At 45.5% G+C, this 16,115-nt stretch carries 15 protein-coding genes, 7 tRNA genes and 1 pseudogene; 19 read left to right on the forward strand and 4 right to left on the reverse strand.

The genetic code is table 11. The features are described from left to right. Positions 1-17 precede the first annotated feature (17 nt). From ACW44H_RS05225 to ACW44H_RS05310, 18 genes are all read left to right on the forward strand, one after another. Positions 18-93, forward strand: a tRNA-Glu gene (locus ACW44H_RS05225). 70 nt (positions 94-163) lie between these two features. After that, a tRNA-Gly gene (locus tag ACW44H_RS05230) sits at positions 164-238 on the forward strand. A gap of 76 nt (positions 239-314) precedes the next feature. Then, positions 315-390: transfer RNA gene (locus ACW44H_RS05235), tRNA-Glu, on the forward strand. A gap of 29 nt (positions 391-419) precedes the next feature. Then, positions 420-494: transfer RNA gene (locus ACW44H_RS05240), tRNA-Gly, on the forward strand. Positions 495-581: 87 nt separating this feature from the next. After that, a tRNA-Glu gene (locus tag ACW44H_RS05245) sits at positions 582-657 on the forward strand. 30 nt (positions 658-687) lie between these two features. After that, positions 688-762 (forward strand) — tRNA-Gly (locus ACW44H_RS05250). A gap of 252 nt (positions 763-1,014) precedes the next feature. After that, complete coding sequence (locus ACW44H_RS05255; RefSeq protein ID WP_113271178.1) at positions 1,015-1,983, forward strand: ABC transporter ATP-binding protein; 969 nt, start codon at positions 1,015-1,017, stop codon at positions 1,981-1,983. Next, positions 1,980-2,753: an ABC transporter permease gene (locus ACW44H_RS05260; RefSeq protein ID WP_113271179.1), complete on the forward strand. Its 774-nt coding sequence runs from the start codon at positions 1,980-1,982 to the stop codon at positions 2,751-2,753. Before ACW44H_RS05255 ends, ACW44H_RS05260 begins: the two co-directional genes overlap by 4 nt. 37 nt (positions 2,754-2,790) lie before the next feature. Further along, positions 2,791-3,624, forward strand: coding sequence for an NADPH-dependent 7-cyano-7-deazaguanine reductase QueF (gene queF / locus ACW44H_RS05265; RefSeq protein WP_457507444.1), 834 nt, complete (start codon positions 2,791-2,793; stop codon positions 3,622-3,624). A 61-nt stretch (positions 3,625-3,685) separates the two neighbouring features. Continuing rightward, complete coding sequence (locus ACW44H_RS05270; protein WP_457507446.1) at positions 3,686-4,246, forward strand: nitroreductase family protein; 561 nt, start codon at positions 3,686-3,688, stop codon at positions 4,244-4,246. Positions 4,247-4,248: 2 nt separating this feature from the next. Next, positions 4,249-4,758 (forward strand): YiiD C-terminal domain-containing protein, encoded by a 510-nt coding sequence (locus ACW44H_RS05275; protein WP_457507450.1) that lies wholly within the window; start codon positions 4,249-4,251, stop codon positions 4,756-4,758. Positions 4,759-4,881: 123 nt separating this feature from the next. Then, positions 4,882-4,969: transfer RNA gene (locus tag ACW44H_RS05280), tRNA-Ser, on the forward strand. A 347-nt stretch (positions 4,970-5,316) separates the two neighbouring features. Continuing rightward, positions 5,317-6,753 carry an IS1182 family transposase gene (locus tag ACW44H_RS05285; protein ID WP_457507452.1) on the forward strand — a complete coding sequence of 479 codons (1,437 nt, stop codon included), beginning with the start codon at positions 5,317-5,319 and terminating at the stop codon, positions 6,751-6,753. Between the two features lie 338 nt (positions 6,754-7,091). Next, a complete protein-coding gene (locus ACW44H_RS05290) occupies positions 7,092-7,655 on the forward strand; it encodes a hypothetical protein (RefSeq protein ID WP_457507454.1) in 564 nt (187 codons plus the stop codon). After that, positions 7,645-8,208, forward strand: coding sequence for a hypothetical protein (locus ACW44H_RS05295; RefSeq protein WP_457507456.1), 564 nt, complete (start codon positions 7,645-7,647; stop codon positions 8,206-8,208). Before ACW44H_RS05290 ends, ACW44H_RS05295 begins: the two co-directional genes overlap by 11 nt. 288 nt (positions 8,209-8,496) lie before the next feature. Further along, entirely contained in the window at positions 8,497-9,582 is a 1,086-nt protein-coding gene (locus ACW44H_RS05300) for a DUF4297 domain-containing protein (RefSeq protein WP_457507458.1), read from the forward strand. Positions 9,583-9,636: 54 nt separating this feature from the next. Beyond that, positions 9,637-11,343 (forward strand): hypothetical protein, encoded by a 1,707-nt coding sequence (locus ACW44H_RS05305; protein ID WP_457507460.1) that lies wholly within the window; start codon positions 9,637-9,639, stop codon positions 11,341-11,343. Between the two features lie 91 nt (positions 11,344-11,434). After that, a complete protein-coding gene (locus ACW44H_RS05310) occupies positions 11,435-12,043 on the forward strand; it encodes a hypothetical protein (RefSeq protein WP_457507462.1) in 609 nt (202 codons plus the stop codon). A 375-nt stretch (positions 12,044-12,418) separates the two neighbouring features. On the opposite strand, the gene ACW44H_RS05315 is transcribed toward ACW44H_RS05310, so the two are convergent. Continuing rightward, a complete protein-coding gene (locus ACW44H_RS05315; RefSeq protein ID WP_457507464.1) occupies positions 12,419-13,633 on the reverse strand; it encodes a hypothetical protein in 1,215 nt (404 codons plus the stop codon). Positions 13,634-13,967: 334 nt separating this feature from the next. Here ACW44H_RS05315 and ACW44H_RS05320 point away from each other — a divergent pair, with 334 nt between their 5' ends. Further along, positions 13,968-14,813 carry a hypothetical protein gene (locus ACW44H_RS05320; RefSeq protein ID WP_457507466.1) on the forward strand — a complete coding sequence of 282 codons (846 nt, stop codon included), beginning with the start codon at positions 13,968-13,970 and terminating at the stop codon, positions 14,811-14,813. A gap of 100 nt (positions 14,814-14,913) precedes the next feature. Here the strand turns inward: ACW44H_RS05320 and ACW44H_RS05325 are convergent. The 3 genes and pseudogenes from ACW44H_RS05325 to ACW44H_RS05335 all read right to left on the reverse strand — a co-directional run. Next, positions 14,914-15,216, reverse strand: a pseudogene (locus ACW44H_RS05325) (JAB domain-containing protein); the annotation flags it as partial. A 27-nt stretch (positions 15,217-15,243) separates the two neighbouring features. After that, complete coding sequence (locus tag ACW44H_RS05330) at positions 15,244-15,387, reverse strand: hypothetical protein (protein WP_457507468.1); 144 nt, start codon at positions 15,385-15,387, stop codon at positions 15,244-15,246. A gap of 89 nt (positions 15,388-15,476) precedes the next feature. Further along, the gene (locus tag ACW44H_RS05335) at positions 15,477-16,088 is read right to left on the reverse strand and encodes a lambda exonuclease family protein (RefSeq protein ID WP_457507470.1); all 612 of its coding nucleotides are present in this window, start codon (positions 16,086-16,088) and stop codon (positions 15,477-15,479) included. Between the last annotated feature and the right edge of the window lie 27 nt (positions 16,089-16,115).

A 16,115-nucleotide genomic window follows, 5' to 3' on the forward strand; every position in this document is an offset into this window, starting at 1 on the left:
CGACGAGGCAATGCAACGTCCCATTCGTCTAGTGGTCTAGGACACCGCCCTTTCACGGCGGTAACAGGGGTTCGAACCCCCTATGGGACGCCACTTATTCATTGAAGGGCACGTTCTTTTAAAGGTAAGCGGTCGTCAGGGTTATCGGAATGCGGGACAGATTGCGGGAATAGCTCAGTGGTAGAGCATCGCCTTGCCAAGGCGAGGGTCGGGAGTTCGAATCTCCTTTCCCGCTCCAGTTCGGTGTGTGGTAAGTCAGGCAAGGTCGGGAGCTGGAACGCCAGCCCGGTCGAATCTACTTTCCCGCTCCACACGTCCCATTCGTCTAGTGGTCTAGGACACCGCCCTTTCACGGCGGTAACAGGGGTTCGAACCCCCTATGGGACGCCACTTCCGATAAATTGATTAAGTATCTATTAGCGGGAATAGCTCAGTGGTAGAGCATCGCCTTGCCAAGGCGAGGGTCGGGAGTTCGAATCTCCTTTCCCGCTCCAGATTTAGTAGTATCGGACGGTAAGCGATGGGTCGGGAGCTGGAACGCCAGCCCGGTCGATCTCCTTTCCCGCTCCAGTTTTGATTTAGTCCCATTCGTCTAGTGGCCTAGGACACCGCCCTTTCACGGCGGTAACAGGGGTTCGAACCCCCTATGGGACGCCATCTAGCGTTATACATCGTTTTGTTTGCGTTGCGGGAATAGCTCAGTGGTAGAGCATCGCCTTGCCAAGGCGAGGGTCGGGAGTTCGAATCTCCTTTCCCGCTCCAATTTGGATGTGTGGTTAAGAGTATTGCCTTGCCTAGGCGAGGGTCGTGATCTGGTGCGCCAGCCCGGCCGAATCTCCTTTCCCGCTCCAAGTGTTTCTATGTTCACTCTTTATTATTTCAATGGTGCATCAGCTATTTGCTGAGCGTCATTTTTTGCGTGTCTAGCGCTCGGCTCGATTGTTCGCCTTGAAAAAAGTCGTTTGCGCCCTAATGTCTTACCTTCTCTTCTTATTTTGCTGACAGGACATGTTCATGGCCGAACCGGCATTGTCGATCCGTGGCCTTACCAAAGTGTACGGTAACGGCTTCCAGGCACTCAAAGGTATTGATCTCGACGTCCAACAGGGCGATTTTTTTGCCTTGTTAGGCCCTAATGGCGCCGGTAAATCCACCACGTTAGGCGTGGTCTGTTCACTGGTGCAAAAAACAGCGGGCAAGGTGTCCATATTTGGTATTGATGTCGATAAAGATTTCGCCAAGGCCAAATATCAATTGGGTGTCGTACCCCAGGAATTTAACTTCAATCAGTTCGAAAAAGTGCTCGATATCGTGCTCGCTCAGGCGGGTTATTACGGCATGACCAGCCGTGAGGCGTTGCCCCGCGCCAAGCAACTGCTGACTGATCTCGGCCTGTGGGACAAACGCAACGGCAGCGCGCGGATGCTCTCCGGCGGGATGAAACGCCGCCTGATGATCGCGCGTGCACTGATGCATCGGCCTAAATTGCTGATTCTGGATGAGCCGACTGCTGGCGTGGATATCGAACTACGTCGCAGCATGTGGGAATACATGCGGCGGATTAATCAAGATGAAGGCACCACTATTATTCTTACCACCCACTACCTGGAAGAGGCCGAGAGCCTGTGCCGCAATGTGGCGATTATCAATAATGGCGACATTGTGCGGAATACCAGTGTGCGTGAGCTGCTGGCTGAGCTTGATACTGAAACCTTCCTGATTGATACCTCCGAGGCCATTACAGCCATACCCAATATAGAGGGATTTGAGATACAGCAGCTGGAATCTACTCAGCTATCACTCGTGGTACACCGTGGGCAACGTTTAAATGATGTGTTTAGTGCGCTGAGTGAGCAAGGTGTTCAGGTGGTGTCTATGCGTAACCGGGCCAACCGTCTTGAGGAGATGTTTGTGTCAATGGTAAAAGGCAGTGGCCAAGGGGCAATAGATCAGCGCGTCGAGAAGAAGGAGGCGCGCGCATGAACGCCACACAAACACTGATCGCCTTATGGACCCTGGTGCTAAAAGAGATCAAGCGCTTCACGCGCATTTGGCCACAGACGCTATTGCCGCCCTCAATCACCATGGCGATGTACTTCATCATCTTCGGCAATCTGATCGGTTCGCGTATTGGTGATATGGACGGCTTCAGCTATATGGACTTTATCGTCCCTGGGCTGATCATGATGTCGGTGATTACCAATAGCTACTCCAATGTAGCATCCAGCTTCTTCTCGAATAAATTCCAGCGTTCGATTGAAGAGATGATGGTCTCGCCAATGCCCAATTGGGTGATTTTGTCCGGCTTTATTCTAGGCGGCATGGCCCGTGGGTTGGGCGTTGGGCTGATTGTGACCGTTGTTTCGTTGTTTTTTACCCGCTTAACAGTGGAGCATCCGCTGCTCACGGTATTAGTCGTGGTACTGACATCAGCGCTTTTCTCTATTGGCGGCTTTATCAACGCCTTGTTGGCCAACAAGTTTGATGATATTTCCATCGTGCCGACCTTTATTCTCACGCCGCTGACCTACCTGGGCGGGGTGTTTTATTCTATTTCTATGCTGCCGGACTTCTGGCAAAACGTTTCCATGCTCAACCCCATTCTGTACATGGTTAACGTCTTTCGTTACGGCTTCCTGGGCGTCTCGGATATCCCGGTTGGTTGGGCCCTCGCTGCGATTTTCGCCTTTATCATTGTGCTGTTTGTGGCGGCGCTGACCATGTTAGAGCGCGGTAAAGGTATTCGTAGTTAATGGTAATAGCGCACTGATAAAGAGAGGCTAAAAGCTAATGACACACCGCCCCGATACCCTGGAAAACGCGCCACTAGGGCGTGACTCCGCTTACCCCGAGCAGTATGACGCGGGGCTTCTCTATCCCATTCCTCGTGCGGCCAACCGCACTCCCTTGGGGATTGAAGAAGATGCCCTGCCGTTTGTAGGGGAAGACGAGTGGCACGCCTTTGAAGTTTCCTGGCTGAACAGCCGCGGCAAGCCTATCGTCGCCGTGGCGCGCTTTCGCCTACCCGCGAGCTCGCCCAATCTGATTGAGTCCAAATCGTGGAAGCTCTATCTCAATAGCTTTAACCAATCCCGGTTTTATAGCCGCCAGGAAGTGATGGAGACGCTCGCCAATGACCTCGCTGTTGCGGCAGGGGCTGAGGTGAGTGTCGAGCTCTTTGATGTCGATGCCTCAGAGCTTTCAGCACAGCAATTGCCAGGCGAATGCTTGGACGATTTAGATATCGCAGTAAGCGATTACACACCCAGCAGTGACCACTTGATGGTTGGCAACGAGATCGTCGAAGAGACGCTTTATTCTCATCTGCTGAAGTCTAACTGCCCCGTCACCGGCCAGCCGGATTGGGGAAGCGTGCTGATTCGCTACAAAGGACCAAAGCTTGATCGGGAAGGGTTGCTGCGCTACCTGATTGGCTTTCGTCAGCACCAGGATTTTCACGAGCACTGCGTTGAACATATTTTCACCGACTTAATGACGCAGGCAAAGCCTACGCAATTACTGGTGCTGGCACGCTATGTGCGCCGCGGTGGGTTAGATATTAGTCCCTGGCGCGCCACGCCTGGGCTGACGCCACCCACGCCGCTGCGTCTAGCAAGGCAGTAAACGTCGGTGTTATAAATGCTGATACTACAGTAGCCTCACACGATTGGATTTGGAGTCATTAATGGACGCACTCACGCTTCTTCACGAACGCAGCTCAATGGGCAAGTTGATGGAGCCAGCGCCCAGCGCCGAACAGCTCAGCGCCATTTATCAGGCGGCACTTCGTGCACCTGACCATAAAGAGCTGCGCCCTTGGCGCTTTATTGAGTTCAGCGGGGAGGGGCGTGAGCGTTTAGGCGAGCTATTTGCTGAGGCAGAGTTCCAAGAAGACCCTAGCGCCGACGACGAAACACTCAACTCAGCACGCAAAAAACCGCTCCGCGCGCCGATGGTTATTGCTGTGATCGCCAAAGTAACCCCAGAGATCGCCAAAGTGCCCAAAATGGAGCAGGTGATTTCCGCTGGCTGCGCCGCCCACGGCATTTTACTCGCCGCCCATGCGCTGGGGCTTGGCGCTATGTGGCGCAGCGGCAAGTACGCATTCGACCCTGTCGTACGCAAAGGACTAAGCTTGGATGAAGACGATGAAGTTGTCGCGTTTATCTATCTAGGCACCCTGGGTGGCCGCCATAAACCCGTGCCGCAGCATACTATTGCTGATTTTGTTGAGCGCTGGGATTAATCATGAACATGCCCCGTCAGCCAGGCGTACCACATCCGCGCTTGCCATTGCCGGAAGGGCAGCCAGAAGACTTATCCGCCTTTCATCGCTGGCTGAGTGAGGCGATTCCTATGGTCAAGGCGTTAGGCATTAGTGATGTGACGCGCCAAGACGATACATTAACGTGGCAGTTGGCACTCGCGCCCAACCTCAACGATAAAGGCACTGGCTTTGGCGGTGCGCTCACGGCGCAAACCACGCTACAAGGGTGGTGTTGGGTAACGCTATGGCTGCGTGAGCGGGGTATCGCCCGCGATGTCGTGGTTGCCGAAGCCAGCCAGCGTTTTCTGGCGCCGGTGACGGGCGACTATCACTTGGCATGCAGGCCAACTGAATCGGAAGGCCCCGCCCAGTTGTCCAACAAGCTCGCTGAGCGAGGGAAAGGGCGTATTGCGCTCACCCAGCAGCTTTACTGTGGCGAGACGCTCTGCCTGGAAGCCAGTAGCAGCTACGCAGTGTTACCGCTAAGTTGACCATGCCGTCCCGCGGGCCGAAGGGCTAGCCAGCCTGAAAAGGCTTGCTATTTCGAGGCTTAGCCCATAGTATATGCGCCGTTCTGTCGCGAAAGGTACAGCCTTTCAAGAGCGCCAAAACGCGGAGGGGTGTCCGAGTGGTCGAAGGAGCACGCCTGGAAAGTGTGTAAGTCGTAAGGCTTCGAGGGTTCGAATCCCTCCCCCTCCGCCAAGAATTTAGATTAAGCCGCTGATATCAGCGGCTTTTTTGTATCTGTAATTCGGCCAGCCCATACTTCAGCCCATACTTTGGTATCGGATCCCTTCGTAACGCACGGGATGCCTTTGGACAGTTCAACTATCTATCTAAGCTTCTGCAACCTCATTACCAAGTCCAAACCTAAGCCTATATGTTCCACGTAAGCTTTAAACCTACTAATGCTGAGGTGACAGGGGCTGCCGACTTCGCTATTGTCATCTTAAGAATTATGAGTAATTGCTATACATCTGCTTTCGACCGAGGCTGTGTGAAAACGTGATTGTCGCTATACTTTGACGAGGTTCGCTGAGGAAATAGTGATGAAGCGATTCGTGGTAGGCGAGGCCCGAGACCAAAGCACGTTATTTCCTACGCTTTTGGACGACTTCATCGCCGAGGACAACCCGGTTCGTGCCATTGAGGCATTTGTTGAGGGGCTCGACCTTAAAGACATGGGCTTCAAAGGTGTTGATCCGCACGCTACCGGGAGACCGGCTTATCATCCGGCTGTTCTTCTGAAGCTCTACATCTATGGTTATCTCAACCGTATTCAGTCAAGTCGCCGGTTAGAGCGAGAGACCCAACGTAATGTCGAGCTAATGTGGCTGACTGAGCGTTTAACACCCGATTTCAAGACGATTGCTGATTTCCGAAAGAATAATGGCGAGGCCATTCGCCGTGTTTGTCGAGAGTTCATCGTGCTTTGTCGACGCTTAAACCTGTTCTCAAAAGCTATTGTGGCGATCGATGGCAGCAAGTTTAAAGCCGTCAATAACCGTAATCGTAATTTCACGGCGACCAAGATGAAGCGTCGCCTTGAGCAAATTGAAGAAAGCTTTGAGCGGTACCTGGGCCAACTTGACGCGGCTGATCGCGAAGAGCCTGCGCTGGCAGAGGCAAAGACCGCCCACCTAAAGGATAAAATCAGGAAGCTGAGAGAAGAGACGTCAAGATTACAAGTGGTTGAAGAGAAGCGCTTACAGTCACCCGACCAACAGGTCTCCTTAACGGATCCGGACGCCAGAGCTATGGCCACGAGTGGCAGAGGTACCGGAACGGTGGGATACAACGTGCAAACGGCGGTCGATAGCCAGCACCATCTGATTGTCGCTCATGAAGTTACCAACATCGGCCATGACCGAGGCCAGCTGTTCAAAATGGCTAAGCACGCTCGGGAAGCCACCGGTATTAAAGAGCTTAAGGTTGTGGCTGATAGAGGCTACTTCAAAGGCGAAGAGATCCTGGCCTGTCACAAGGAAGGTATTACGACTTATCTCCCGAAGCCACTGACATCGCCAAGTCAGGCAAAGGGGCTTTTTCCCAGGTCGGCATTTCGTTATCTACCCGAGCGCAATGAATATTCTTGTCCAGCAGGACAACGGCTTACTTGGCGGTTTGAATCTGAAGAGAAAGGACAAAAGCTGCATGCTTATTGGAGTTCGTCATGTGCAAGTTGCTCCATAAGGGAGAAATGCACGACGGGAAAGCAGAGGCGGATAAAGCGTTGGGAACACGAAGATGTACTTGAAGCTGCGCAAGCCCGACTGGATTGGACCCCTGCAATGATGCGATTAAGGCGACAAACGGTGGAGCATCCATTTGGCACGTTGAAAGCTTGTATGGGGGCGACACATTTCATGACCAAACGACTTGAAAATGTGAGTACGGAAATGAGTCTTCATGTGTTGGCCTACAACTTGAAGCGAGTCATAACGATCTTGGGTGTGAATGGTTTAATAAGGGCTACAAGGGCGTAACGGGCCCTTTTACCTGCATTTTAAGAAGCCTTAAAAGCCAAGTAGGCACATTATACTGGCTTCATAACGCAAAGAAGTAACGGCAGCATCATTGAAACAGCGGATCAGTAGGGCGCCGCTGCGATAAAAGAAGAGGATGTCGTGGGTCAGGCCATATTTTCTATTTTCACACGGCCAGGACCCAAAGCAGACATGCCGGAAAAGGCAGCGAGCACGTTCATTGGGGATATTAAGCATACAGGATGACCTGTTTTATACATCTGCACTATATTGATTTTTTCGGAATTGCAAGAGAATGATAGGTGGTCGGTCGTACAGCACAAGATTGTTGAACGTGAATGCACGATCAAGTGGAATATCGGGCACGCTATGTAATAAAAATTTCATATGAAAAAGGAGGGACTGTGGTTCAGCTAGCTGATATTGAAAGGGTCGCCCCTGGTGTTGCATACCTGTCGCCCGATGAGCATGAGGCGCTGCATAGATTTTCACTGCTCTGGACTTTATTCGAAGCCCAAATGTTGGAGAGCAATGCCTCGGCGAAGAAGATTTCTGAGAAAGTGCAGAGTGTGGAGACGGAGATCATTCGGGGTGGTTGGTTCGCAGAGCATTTAGATTACTTTTCCGATCGCTATGTTGATGGCAGTAATACGAACCAACGCTTTGAAAACCTTTATCTACGTAACAACGATAACCCCGACTTGGTTCGCGCCGTGCTAACTGGGGAGAATTTAGAACCAACTTCTCAGCTTATAGGTTGCCTGATCATAGTTTATCGTTTTAGAAACAATTTCTTTCATGGCATCAAGTGGGCATATGGTCTACAAGACCAGCTTGATAATTTTAAGAATTCAGCATCTCTTCTGGGAAAGTTCTTAGAGAAGGTGCCAAATGACATATAAAACAACTGTTAATTTTGAGGCTAGCATAAAAATTTTTCGACTTATTCCTTTGCTCACGCTGTTCTTACTTCAGGCCTGTGCAAACCCATCAATCGTGAATGTTCGAGATGACATGGTCTCTGAGATTCCATCAGATGCTGTCATTTTTATTCCAAGATTTGAGGGTGAGCCAAACTTTGTTGAGGAAAGCACAGATTATTTTGTGTCCATTATTGAGGCCTCCATTGATAATCAAATCGTTCAAGGAAGTGTTCTGAGAGAGGAATCCACCGATATCGCATCAGGAGGGAATTTGGCCCCCGTGGAAATTGCATTAAGTTTTTCCCGTGAGCGTGGGTACGACGTCTTGATAATGGGGAAGGTTACAAGCCATAAAACAATGGGCAGCCTGAACGGATTTTCAACAGTCAGAATTTACGATGTTGAGACTGGCGACCGCATAGCAAATTTCCATCGTCCCAGTGGTTTGTTGGTCGCTCATAGTGAGCATCAATCTGTAATGGCAGCAGTTAAGAGAACGGCGGGTGACGCTTACAAAGTATTCCCCCGATAGTCAGAAACAACAAGTGGCCGATTTCGTCACTAGCGACCCAAAGCGGCCCCACCGGTGAAAGCGGCATGCTGATTCAGCCGTGTTATGCAGCCGACACGATAATCTATGTTATGCTTCCTATTTATACTTAATTAATTTTAATTTCAATGGGATAGATCGTGAATGAAGGGCTGAATAACCTGAATGAACGAGCCGGCGGGTTCATTCAGGTTACGTAGAAGGGAGTATAATCACTGTTATATATTTTGAGAAAAATGAATATTTGGCAACTGAATTTAAAGGATAACCATGAATAATAAGAAATCAATGAGTCACGTAAATCCTTTGGGATTAGATGCTAAAAGAGAAAAAGCAGGAAGTGATACTTATAGAAAGTATAATTATCAATATCATTGGGCATTCTGCAGGATGCTTGATGAACATAGTGAGGGAAATGAATACGCTATATTTGTGGAGGAACATGAAGATGTAACACTGGCGAACAGCCTTAATGGTGCGTCTGCATTGTTTGAGTTCAATCAAATTAAAGAGATAGCAAGCAAGTCAACAATTACCTCATTGACAAAAGATAAAGAAAAAACAGGCTCACCATTAAAAAAGCTTGCAAACAGTGTGTGCAATAAAAACTTCTCTGGTAGAGTTTCAAGTGTTAACTTTGTGTCTACTGGTGGGTTTAGCTTTGACTTGCACAAAGATGGTTTGTCGTTCGAGGTAATCAAGGTCGGGCAACTAACAGATGACGAAAAAGAAAAAGTTTTTAGTTGCATATCTGGAATAGATAAAGCAAATATGCTAGAAAGCAAACTGGCATTTATAATACCAGAGTTGCCCGAAAAAGGCTTTGATCTTGCTGTTGAAGGTAAGATTAGTCAATTGATAAATAAACGAGCGCCTGGGTGCACTTACAACTCTAGCTCTATTTACAACTGCATAATAAGAGACCTTCAAAGAAAAGGTGAAAATAGTTTTGATTACCTTGACTGGGATACTTCACTGAAGAAAAAAGCAGTTACGAGCAAGCAGCTCGATGAAATCATAGAGCAACACGTTAAAAGCAAACCTGATGAGAGTTTAACTACAGAATTATTAGATATACTCAAAGATGAATACAACCTAAAATCTTTGAGGCGGAGAAAAATCGTTAGCGCATTCGATAGGTATTATACTGCTAAACTGAGTAATCGAGATTCAGAGCTGCACAAAGTTTCGGAAGAGATAAAAATGTCAATAGAAGATAAAATTGACAACTATTCTACTGCTGCAGAATTAGATGAGAGTATATTTAGCCAAGCCTCTGATTTATTAACTAGCTATTTCCTTAGTCGAGAAGACTTTTCTGGTGCATTTTTATATGAGCTGATTGCATTGAAATGAACAATGACATTTATACATACAAAAAGCTTATTAGGAATTTAAGGAATAATTTGCATGAGAACCTTGAAGTTCAAAAAACTCACATTAATAAGCGATCTGCAAAAGAAAGCAAGACAATTAGAGTTCTCAGACAGATACAATCTGATTCTCGCTGAGGGTAAAAATAGTGTTGGCAAGTCTTCTGTGGTAAAAAATTTATTCTGGTGTTTTGGCTGTGAGCCCAGGTTTGACGACAAATGGAATAGTCTAAACTGCAAAGCCATCATTGAGTTTGAAGTTGGAGATAAAAAATACTGGCTTGCCCGAGATGACAATCGTTTCTTTTTATCTGATGATGGGGTTAAATACAAATCATTTGTTGGCCTGTCTGGAGAGTTCTCCAAAAAAATATCAGAGATCGTAAATTTTAATGCTTTATTACCAGTAAGAAACAAGGATGAGGTTGTTATACCACCTCCTGCATTTTACTTCCTTCCATTTTATATAGACCAAAAGCAGAGTTGGTCGAATGCATGGGAATCATTTGATAAACTTGGTCAGTTTTCTGACTGGAAAAAGCCAATTATACAATACCACTCCGGAATGATCAAAAAGAACTATTTTGATTTAACTGAGAATATTTACGAGAAAAAAAGAGAGAAAAGTGCGGTTAAGAATAAGATCGAAAAATATGAAACTGCAATATCAATAGTCAGCGACTTTATTCCTAATATTGAAACTACCGTAAATTTAGAAGAGTTCGACGAAATCGAAGAAGAGCTCAAGTATAAAATGTTTGATCTACACAATTTACAGGAGCTTGTCTTTGAAGAGTTTGCAGAGCTTAGGGCAGATAAAGCACACGTTCAAAGCCAGCTTGTGATTGCAAATGAAGCTTTGAGTGAGCTTGAAAAAGATTATGAGTTTGCAGAAGAAACAGATGATGAAATAGAATGCCCAACCTGTGGTGTCATTCATGATAACACTCTAGTTAATAGATTTTCGTTGCTTAAAGATAAAGAGCAGGCTGGGCAAGTTGCTAAACGACTAGAAGCGTCATTAAAAAAATTAGAGCGAAGTGTCATAAAGAAAGAGGAAGAATTAAGAGACATTAGAAACCAAATTGAAGAATTAAATGAGAAGTACTATAGAAAAGAAGAAGATGAAAATAAGATAACATTTCAAAACATCCTCGATTCGGTTGCAGTACACTCTGTTACGCAAAAAGTTAACAGTAGAAAAAGTATCAAGTTTGAACAGCTTTACTCGCTAGAAGCGGGCGAGAAAGCTTTGGGAAAAGACCGGAATAGTGCATCTAAAGAAAGTAAAAAAATTGTCAAAGAAAAATTTATAGAGCTTTTTCCAAGCTATATTTCCAAACTTAAGGCGTTTGGAGTAAATACTTCCAACATTAAATCACCAGAAAGCTATACAAAAGTCGCCAAAAGTGGTGGTGCTGCTGAAAGCACGAGAGCTATGCTGGCGTATTATGTAACTTTCTACAACCTCATAAGTATATATAGTGAAGAAGTATTGAGCCCGCTGGTTATTGATACTCCAAACCAGCATGAACAAGCTGCTAAACACTATGAAAGCATCGTTTCTTTAGTCATGAACAATACTCCTGAAAACTCACAAATATTTCTATGCGGCATGGATTCAAAGAAACTATCTCAAATGAAGGGAAAGGGAAAAGTGCACTTATTAGAGAAAGAGCATGCCCTTTTAGAAGCTAGTGAATATGAGGGTCTGAGCGAGAAATATGGTAGTATCTTCGAATAATCAAGGGTAAACGTATAACAAAAGGTTCCAGGTGACGCCTACAGCGCACCTGAACTAAACGTTATATTTTTGGTAAGCATATAGGAATGAAATGTCTATAACATATAAACAAGCTGCTGGGGCTGCTTTTGCATTGGTTGGTGCAACCGCCACGGCTACATGGAATATAAGGAATGATAGGCTAGAGGAACTTGACTCGATAGTGAACTCCTACGAGGCAGCGGAATCTTGGAAGGTTCCTGAAACAATTGCAAAATTAGATAAATCTGTTGAATACCTCAATAGCGAGTTAGGTCTCATAGCAGAAAACCAGAAATATAAAGAAGAAATCGATGAATTAATGGCCCAAGTTTCTGAGCTTTCTGAGACCGTTTCTATGAAAAATAATCAAATATCAGCGCTTGAAGACAAGGTTGCTGAGCAAGAGCAATTCGTTAATGAATTTTTTTCCGATACAGAAGAATTTGTTTTAGAAAAGAATACCTCTATTGGTTTCTTTGGCGCTGAGATTGTCGTTGCCCTAAATGATGTTTATGAAGTTTTAGGTGACGCAGATATTACGATTAACAATAGCAAACATCGGATTGAAGTAGGGAGTATCATTCCTGTCACTAGTGCGAATAAAACCTGTGATCTGATATTTAACGAATTTGTGGGATACGATAGTATTAAATTGAGCATTCTATGCAAAGAAATATAACAATTGGCTGTTGTCGGACGTTCCTGCGCTAGCGCTCCGGCACGTCGCAAAGCCAGAGCGTTATACCAGAATCACATAAAAGACCGCATTTGACCGTAATCAGTCTAAAAAGCGGTCGCTTTCTTTACGCAAGACGTCCTAGCCACCAGGTGGTTTTGTGAGGTCTGTTCTTCATAAAGAAATCGTTAAGTATTTTTATGGCTAGGAAAGGTAAACTTCTCCATCTTTCCCATCTTGCCGGTATTGAAAGGCTTTTTAACTATAAACTTAATACTCCAGTTATTAATTTTAATATTAAAGTGTCGAGCTCTGTAACTGACAACAATAAGGTGAAAAAGAGTGCCGAAGCATTTTGGCTTCCGGCACTCGTTAACATTAACTATCTATAGTCTTAATTTTTTCATATTCCTCTTTTGCCCATTTCCTAGGGTCTATTCTCCAGATATATTTAAACCCTTTTAGAAACAAAAGTAGAAACACAAGTGGCATAATTAGTGTCTTAAATAAAAATGCTGCCATCAAATTAAGTAAGGAAGGGATTATATCTTCAACTGTTGTTACAATACGTTCCCATTTTGCTATATCCCGGAACTCAGATATTTTATTCGACATACTTGCCATCCAGCCTTCAGTAACATTATTTCCTTCAATAATATCGGTGGTATTTTGAATATTCTTATCTACAGAATCAAGTTGAGTCGTTAGGTTCTCAATTTCATCCTGAAATTGTTCAATTTGTATAATTGCACTTTCTTTTTCTGATATAGCTTGAGCATACTCATCTTCACGAGAAAATACATTTAATTTTTCGATTGTACCCATTTTTCCTTCTAACTCACTCACTCTATTCTCAAGCGGTATGAGGTTATTTTGAGATGTAAGTAGAGCTGTTTCCTTATCATCTATTTTATCAATTAATTGAGAGTGCTCATTTTCGAGCTCTTCGCGCATGGTAAGAAGACCTTGTCTTTCATCTACACTTAATCCATTTTCGGGACTTCTATTCTGTTCGATCTGACTGGCGGCCACCTCTACTTCTTGTAAACTAATAGCTATTCTTTTATCCACAAAAGCCTGTTCTACCACCCCGTTCATAAGTACGACTATTACTACAAGGAACCGAATCATCGTGAAAAAAGCGAATATACGGAAAATAAAAAAAGAGTAAATGCCATCACGAAAATAATTTGAAATGATAAAAGCTATGCCTAGTAATGTAAGTGCAACCTTAAAAAAAAGCGTAGAAATAATTTCTACTGTTATTTTTTGTACAATTAAAGAGGATATAGAAAATTTCATAGCGGAGCTATATTGCTCAACTAAATCATTTAGAGGGTCTAGGATTTGAAATGGTTGTACATCAAAACCCACTCCCAGTGATGCGCTAATGCTAATAGAAGATGCGAGTGATACTGCGGCGTTTATGACCCTAGCGGTACCGTATGCTGCTAATGCCTGCACAGTCGAAGCGTTAACATATTCTCTACTTAAATGATCAATTATGCCTGTCCATGAGACGATCAAAATTATTATAACTAAAAGTGAAATAATTAATTTTCTGCTTTTGTCAAGTTCTTTTAGTTCTAACATACTGCCAGCCCCTTGATGTCCCATTTATATTTTAATGTGTACAACTGCTTTTAAGCAGGTTTTCTGCTCCCATTACATGTCGCCGTATATTTTAAGAATATTTAATAAAAATAATCATGTAATATTTTGAAACAAATTGAGACAACCATTTTTCTTTGGTTACCCCTTCTACCAGCCTTGTTGTCCGGTTGGTGATATCGCCAACATGACAACAAGACTGTCAGAGTGGGTGTTGTCATATAAAATATTATATAATTCAATTATTTAAATAAATAGCTAAAGTTGTATTTGGATTGGCCGATGTAAAAAAGGGCATTCAAAAAAAGAGAGGGCTATGATGGGAACTGAGTCAGGCAACATTCAAGTTTGGGATAAAATCATCAATTCTGCCGTGCATATGCCAGGATCGAGGGTGTCAAGAAACGATTTTTTGAGGAAAGAACTCAGCAAATACTGCGATGCAAGTTTAGTTGAAGCGGCCATAGCAGAAAGCCCAGCAGTAGCGGGTGTGCCTCAGGATTTAATTCGTAAGATTTCAGATTCAGTTATTTCTAGCCAGCGTACGCGTACTACTTCCCTCTCCGTAGCAGCGGGATTGCCAGGGGGGTGGTGGGCAGCGGGAACAATACCTGCAGATATTTCTCAGTTCTTTTGGAGTGTAACTGTCGTCAGCCAGAAATTGGCTTATTTGCATGGGTGGCCGGACCTAAATGAAGGCGGTGCCGATGATACTGATGAAAAAACGAAAGAAGTTCTTACTCTTTTCATTGGTGTGATGTTTGGTGTTAACGCCGCGAACAAGGGAATTACTCGTCTTTCTGCCCACGTCGCTGGTAATACAGCTAAACGTATTTCAGATAAAGCACTTACTAAAACTACTTGGTATCCATTATTAAAAAAGATAGCTGCAGTACTTGGATATAAAATAACAAAAGAAAGTACTGGTAAGTCAATCAGTAAAGTTATCCCCCTCTTGGGAGGTGCTATTTCTGGAGGAATGACGTGGGTTTCCTTCGGAAAAATGGCAAATCGTTTGCGAAGTCACCTAGAAGGTCTTTATTTGCACACACGTAGGCCTGAAGACTTAGCGAATGAAAATTCAATTTTCGAAGATGAAGAAGACATTATTGTGAATGAGAGCGATGAAACAGTAAATACACTAAATAAATCAGCTATTTAACGATAATTTATATCTTTGCTAAATGTTTTGTAAGGTAGCCCCTCCGGTTAAGAGGGGCTTGGATATAGCTTTATTTTTAGAATAATTTCCTCTCCTCGAACTACTCGCACCTATCACTACTCACTACCACGTGGTTAACCACTCGAATATCCATCAGCCCCTGGCTTCCTTCAATCGCTCGGTAATACAGCTGTCTGCGTTGCTGGGCTCGTTGTCTCCACTAGGATGATTGTGTACCAAGATGACCGCGGTGGCATTGTAGGCGAGGGCTGCTTTCAGTACCTCGCGGTGGGTAAACGCTTGCTGAGTCGATCGTGCCACGAAACATCTCTTCACAGCGGATGACTCGATGTTGGCTATCGATAAATAACACGCTGAAAACCTCATGTTCATAGTCTTGAAGCAGTAGCTGTAACTGCTCAAATGCTTGTTACGACTGGTTTATTTTGCGGCCTTTAGCGAGTTTACGCTGCGCAAAGTGCTTGGCATAGGTGATGATGTCTGTTTCAGTAACGGGCGAGCTCACGTGATAAGTGCCCGCTACCTCACCGGCTTTGAGTTTGGAATGAGTCATGGTTGCTTCCCAAAAAAAAATGCCGGGGTGGTGGTGGCCCGGCATCTATGTCGTTAATGATGAGTGGGTGTTGTGGTTAAGTGAGTAGGTCACGCAGCCATTACTTGACTCATGCGCCGCTCCATCTCTTCATAAAAGGCCTCGACACGCTCGGCGATGGTGCGAATCATGATGTCGTCACGGTAGGCACGTTTGATAAACAGCGGCATGCCCGGCCAATAGCTGACAAAGTCGATCCATTCCCGCTCGCTGACCCATAGGCCACCCTGGCATTGGGGCACGTGCTCATCCGGTATTTCTCCGTTTAGTAGTATGTCGATCTGGAATTTGGGCAGTTTGGTTTTGATTTCCAGCAGACCGTTACTGCCTACCAAGCTGTCAGGCGAGTAACCCACGTTGTGGTTAAGGATGATGCCCACTTCGTGTGGCTTGGGTTCGCCAGTGGTATCGCAGTAGAGCGCACGGCCTACACCTTCCAGCGAATGCCCACGGCGGGTATGGGCATTGCCTTGAAATGGCTCGGCCAGCTCGCCGGTTATCCGCTCACCGATTAACTGATGCATATAGGTAATCGCCCCGGTACCCAACCCACACGGGCCTTTACCCTTAACCAGCAAGGCTTTGAGCTCCGACATGGTGACGCGACCTAACCGCGCAGCCAGCCACTCTGGGGTGCCTTGCTCCATACTAAGCACTTGCATGGAGGTCTCCTGTCATAAGAGGTAGTT

The sequence above is a fragment of the Vreelandella sulfidaeris Esulfide1 genome, assembly GCF_054072535.1.

Bases quoted from the DNA above. Each gene is read 5' to 3' on its own strand.
- ACW44H_RS05290 (WP_457507454.1), top strand. From the start codon at position 7,092: ATGCACGATCAAGTGGAATATCGGGCACGCTATGTAATAAAAATTTCA.
- ACW44H_RS05300 (WP_457507458.1), top strand. From the start codon at position 8,497: ATGAATAATAAGAAATCAATGAGTCACGTAAATCCTTTGGGATTAGAT.
- ACW44H_RS05260 (WP_113271179.1), top strand. From the start codon at position 1,980: ATGAACGCCACACAAACACTGATCGCCTTATGGACCCTGGTGCTAAAA.
- ACW44H_RS05320 (WP_457507466.1), top strand. From the start codon at position 13,968: ATGATGGGAACTGAGTCAGGCAACATTCAAGTTTGGGATAAAATCATC.
- ACW44H_RS05295 (WP_457507456.1), top strand. From the start codon at position 7,645: ATGACATATAAAACAACTGTTAATTTTGAGGCTAGCATAAAAATTTTT.
- ACW44H_RS05270 (WP_457507446.1), top strand. From the start codon at position 3,686: ATGGACGCACTCACGCTTCTTCACGAACGCAGCTCAATGGGCAAGTTG.
- ACW44H_RS05275 (WP_457507450.1), top strand. From the start codon at position 4,249: ATGAACATGCCCCGTCAGCCAGGCGTACCACATCCGCGCTTGCCATTG.
- ACW44H_RS05315 (WP_457507464.1), bottom strand. From the start codon at position 13,633: ATGTTAGAACTAAAAGAACTTGACAAAAGCAGAAAATTAATTATTTCA.
- queF (WP_457507444.1), top strand. From the start codon at position 2,791: ATGACACACCGCCCCGATACCCTGGAAAACGCGCCACTAGGGCGTGAC.
- ACW44H_RS05285 (WP_457507452.1), top strand. From the start codon at position 5,317: ATGAAGCGATTCGTGGTAGGCGAGGCCCGAGACCAAAGCACGTTATTT.
- ACW44H_RS05335 (WP_457507470.1), bottom strand. From the start codon at position 16,088: ATGCAAGTGCTTAGTATGGAGCAAGGCACCCCAGAGTGGCTGGCTGCG.
- ACW44H_RS05255 (WP_113271178.1), top strand. From the start codon at position 1,015: ATGGCCGAACCGGCATTGTCGATCCGTGGCCTTACCAAAGTGTACGGT.
- ACW44H_RS05330 (WP_457507468.1), bottom strand. From the start codon at position 15,387: ATGACTCATTCCAAACTCAAAGCCGGTGAGGTAGCGGGCACTTATCAC.
- ACW44H_RS05310 (WP_457507462.1), top strand. From the start codon at position 11,435: ATGTCTATAACATATAAACAAGCTGCTGGGGCTGCTTTTGCATTGGTT.
- ACW44H_RS05305 (WP_457507460.1), top strand. From the start codon at position 9,637: ATGAGAACCTTGAAGTTCAAAAAACTCACATTAATAAGCGATCTGCAA.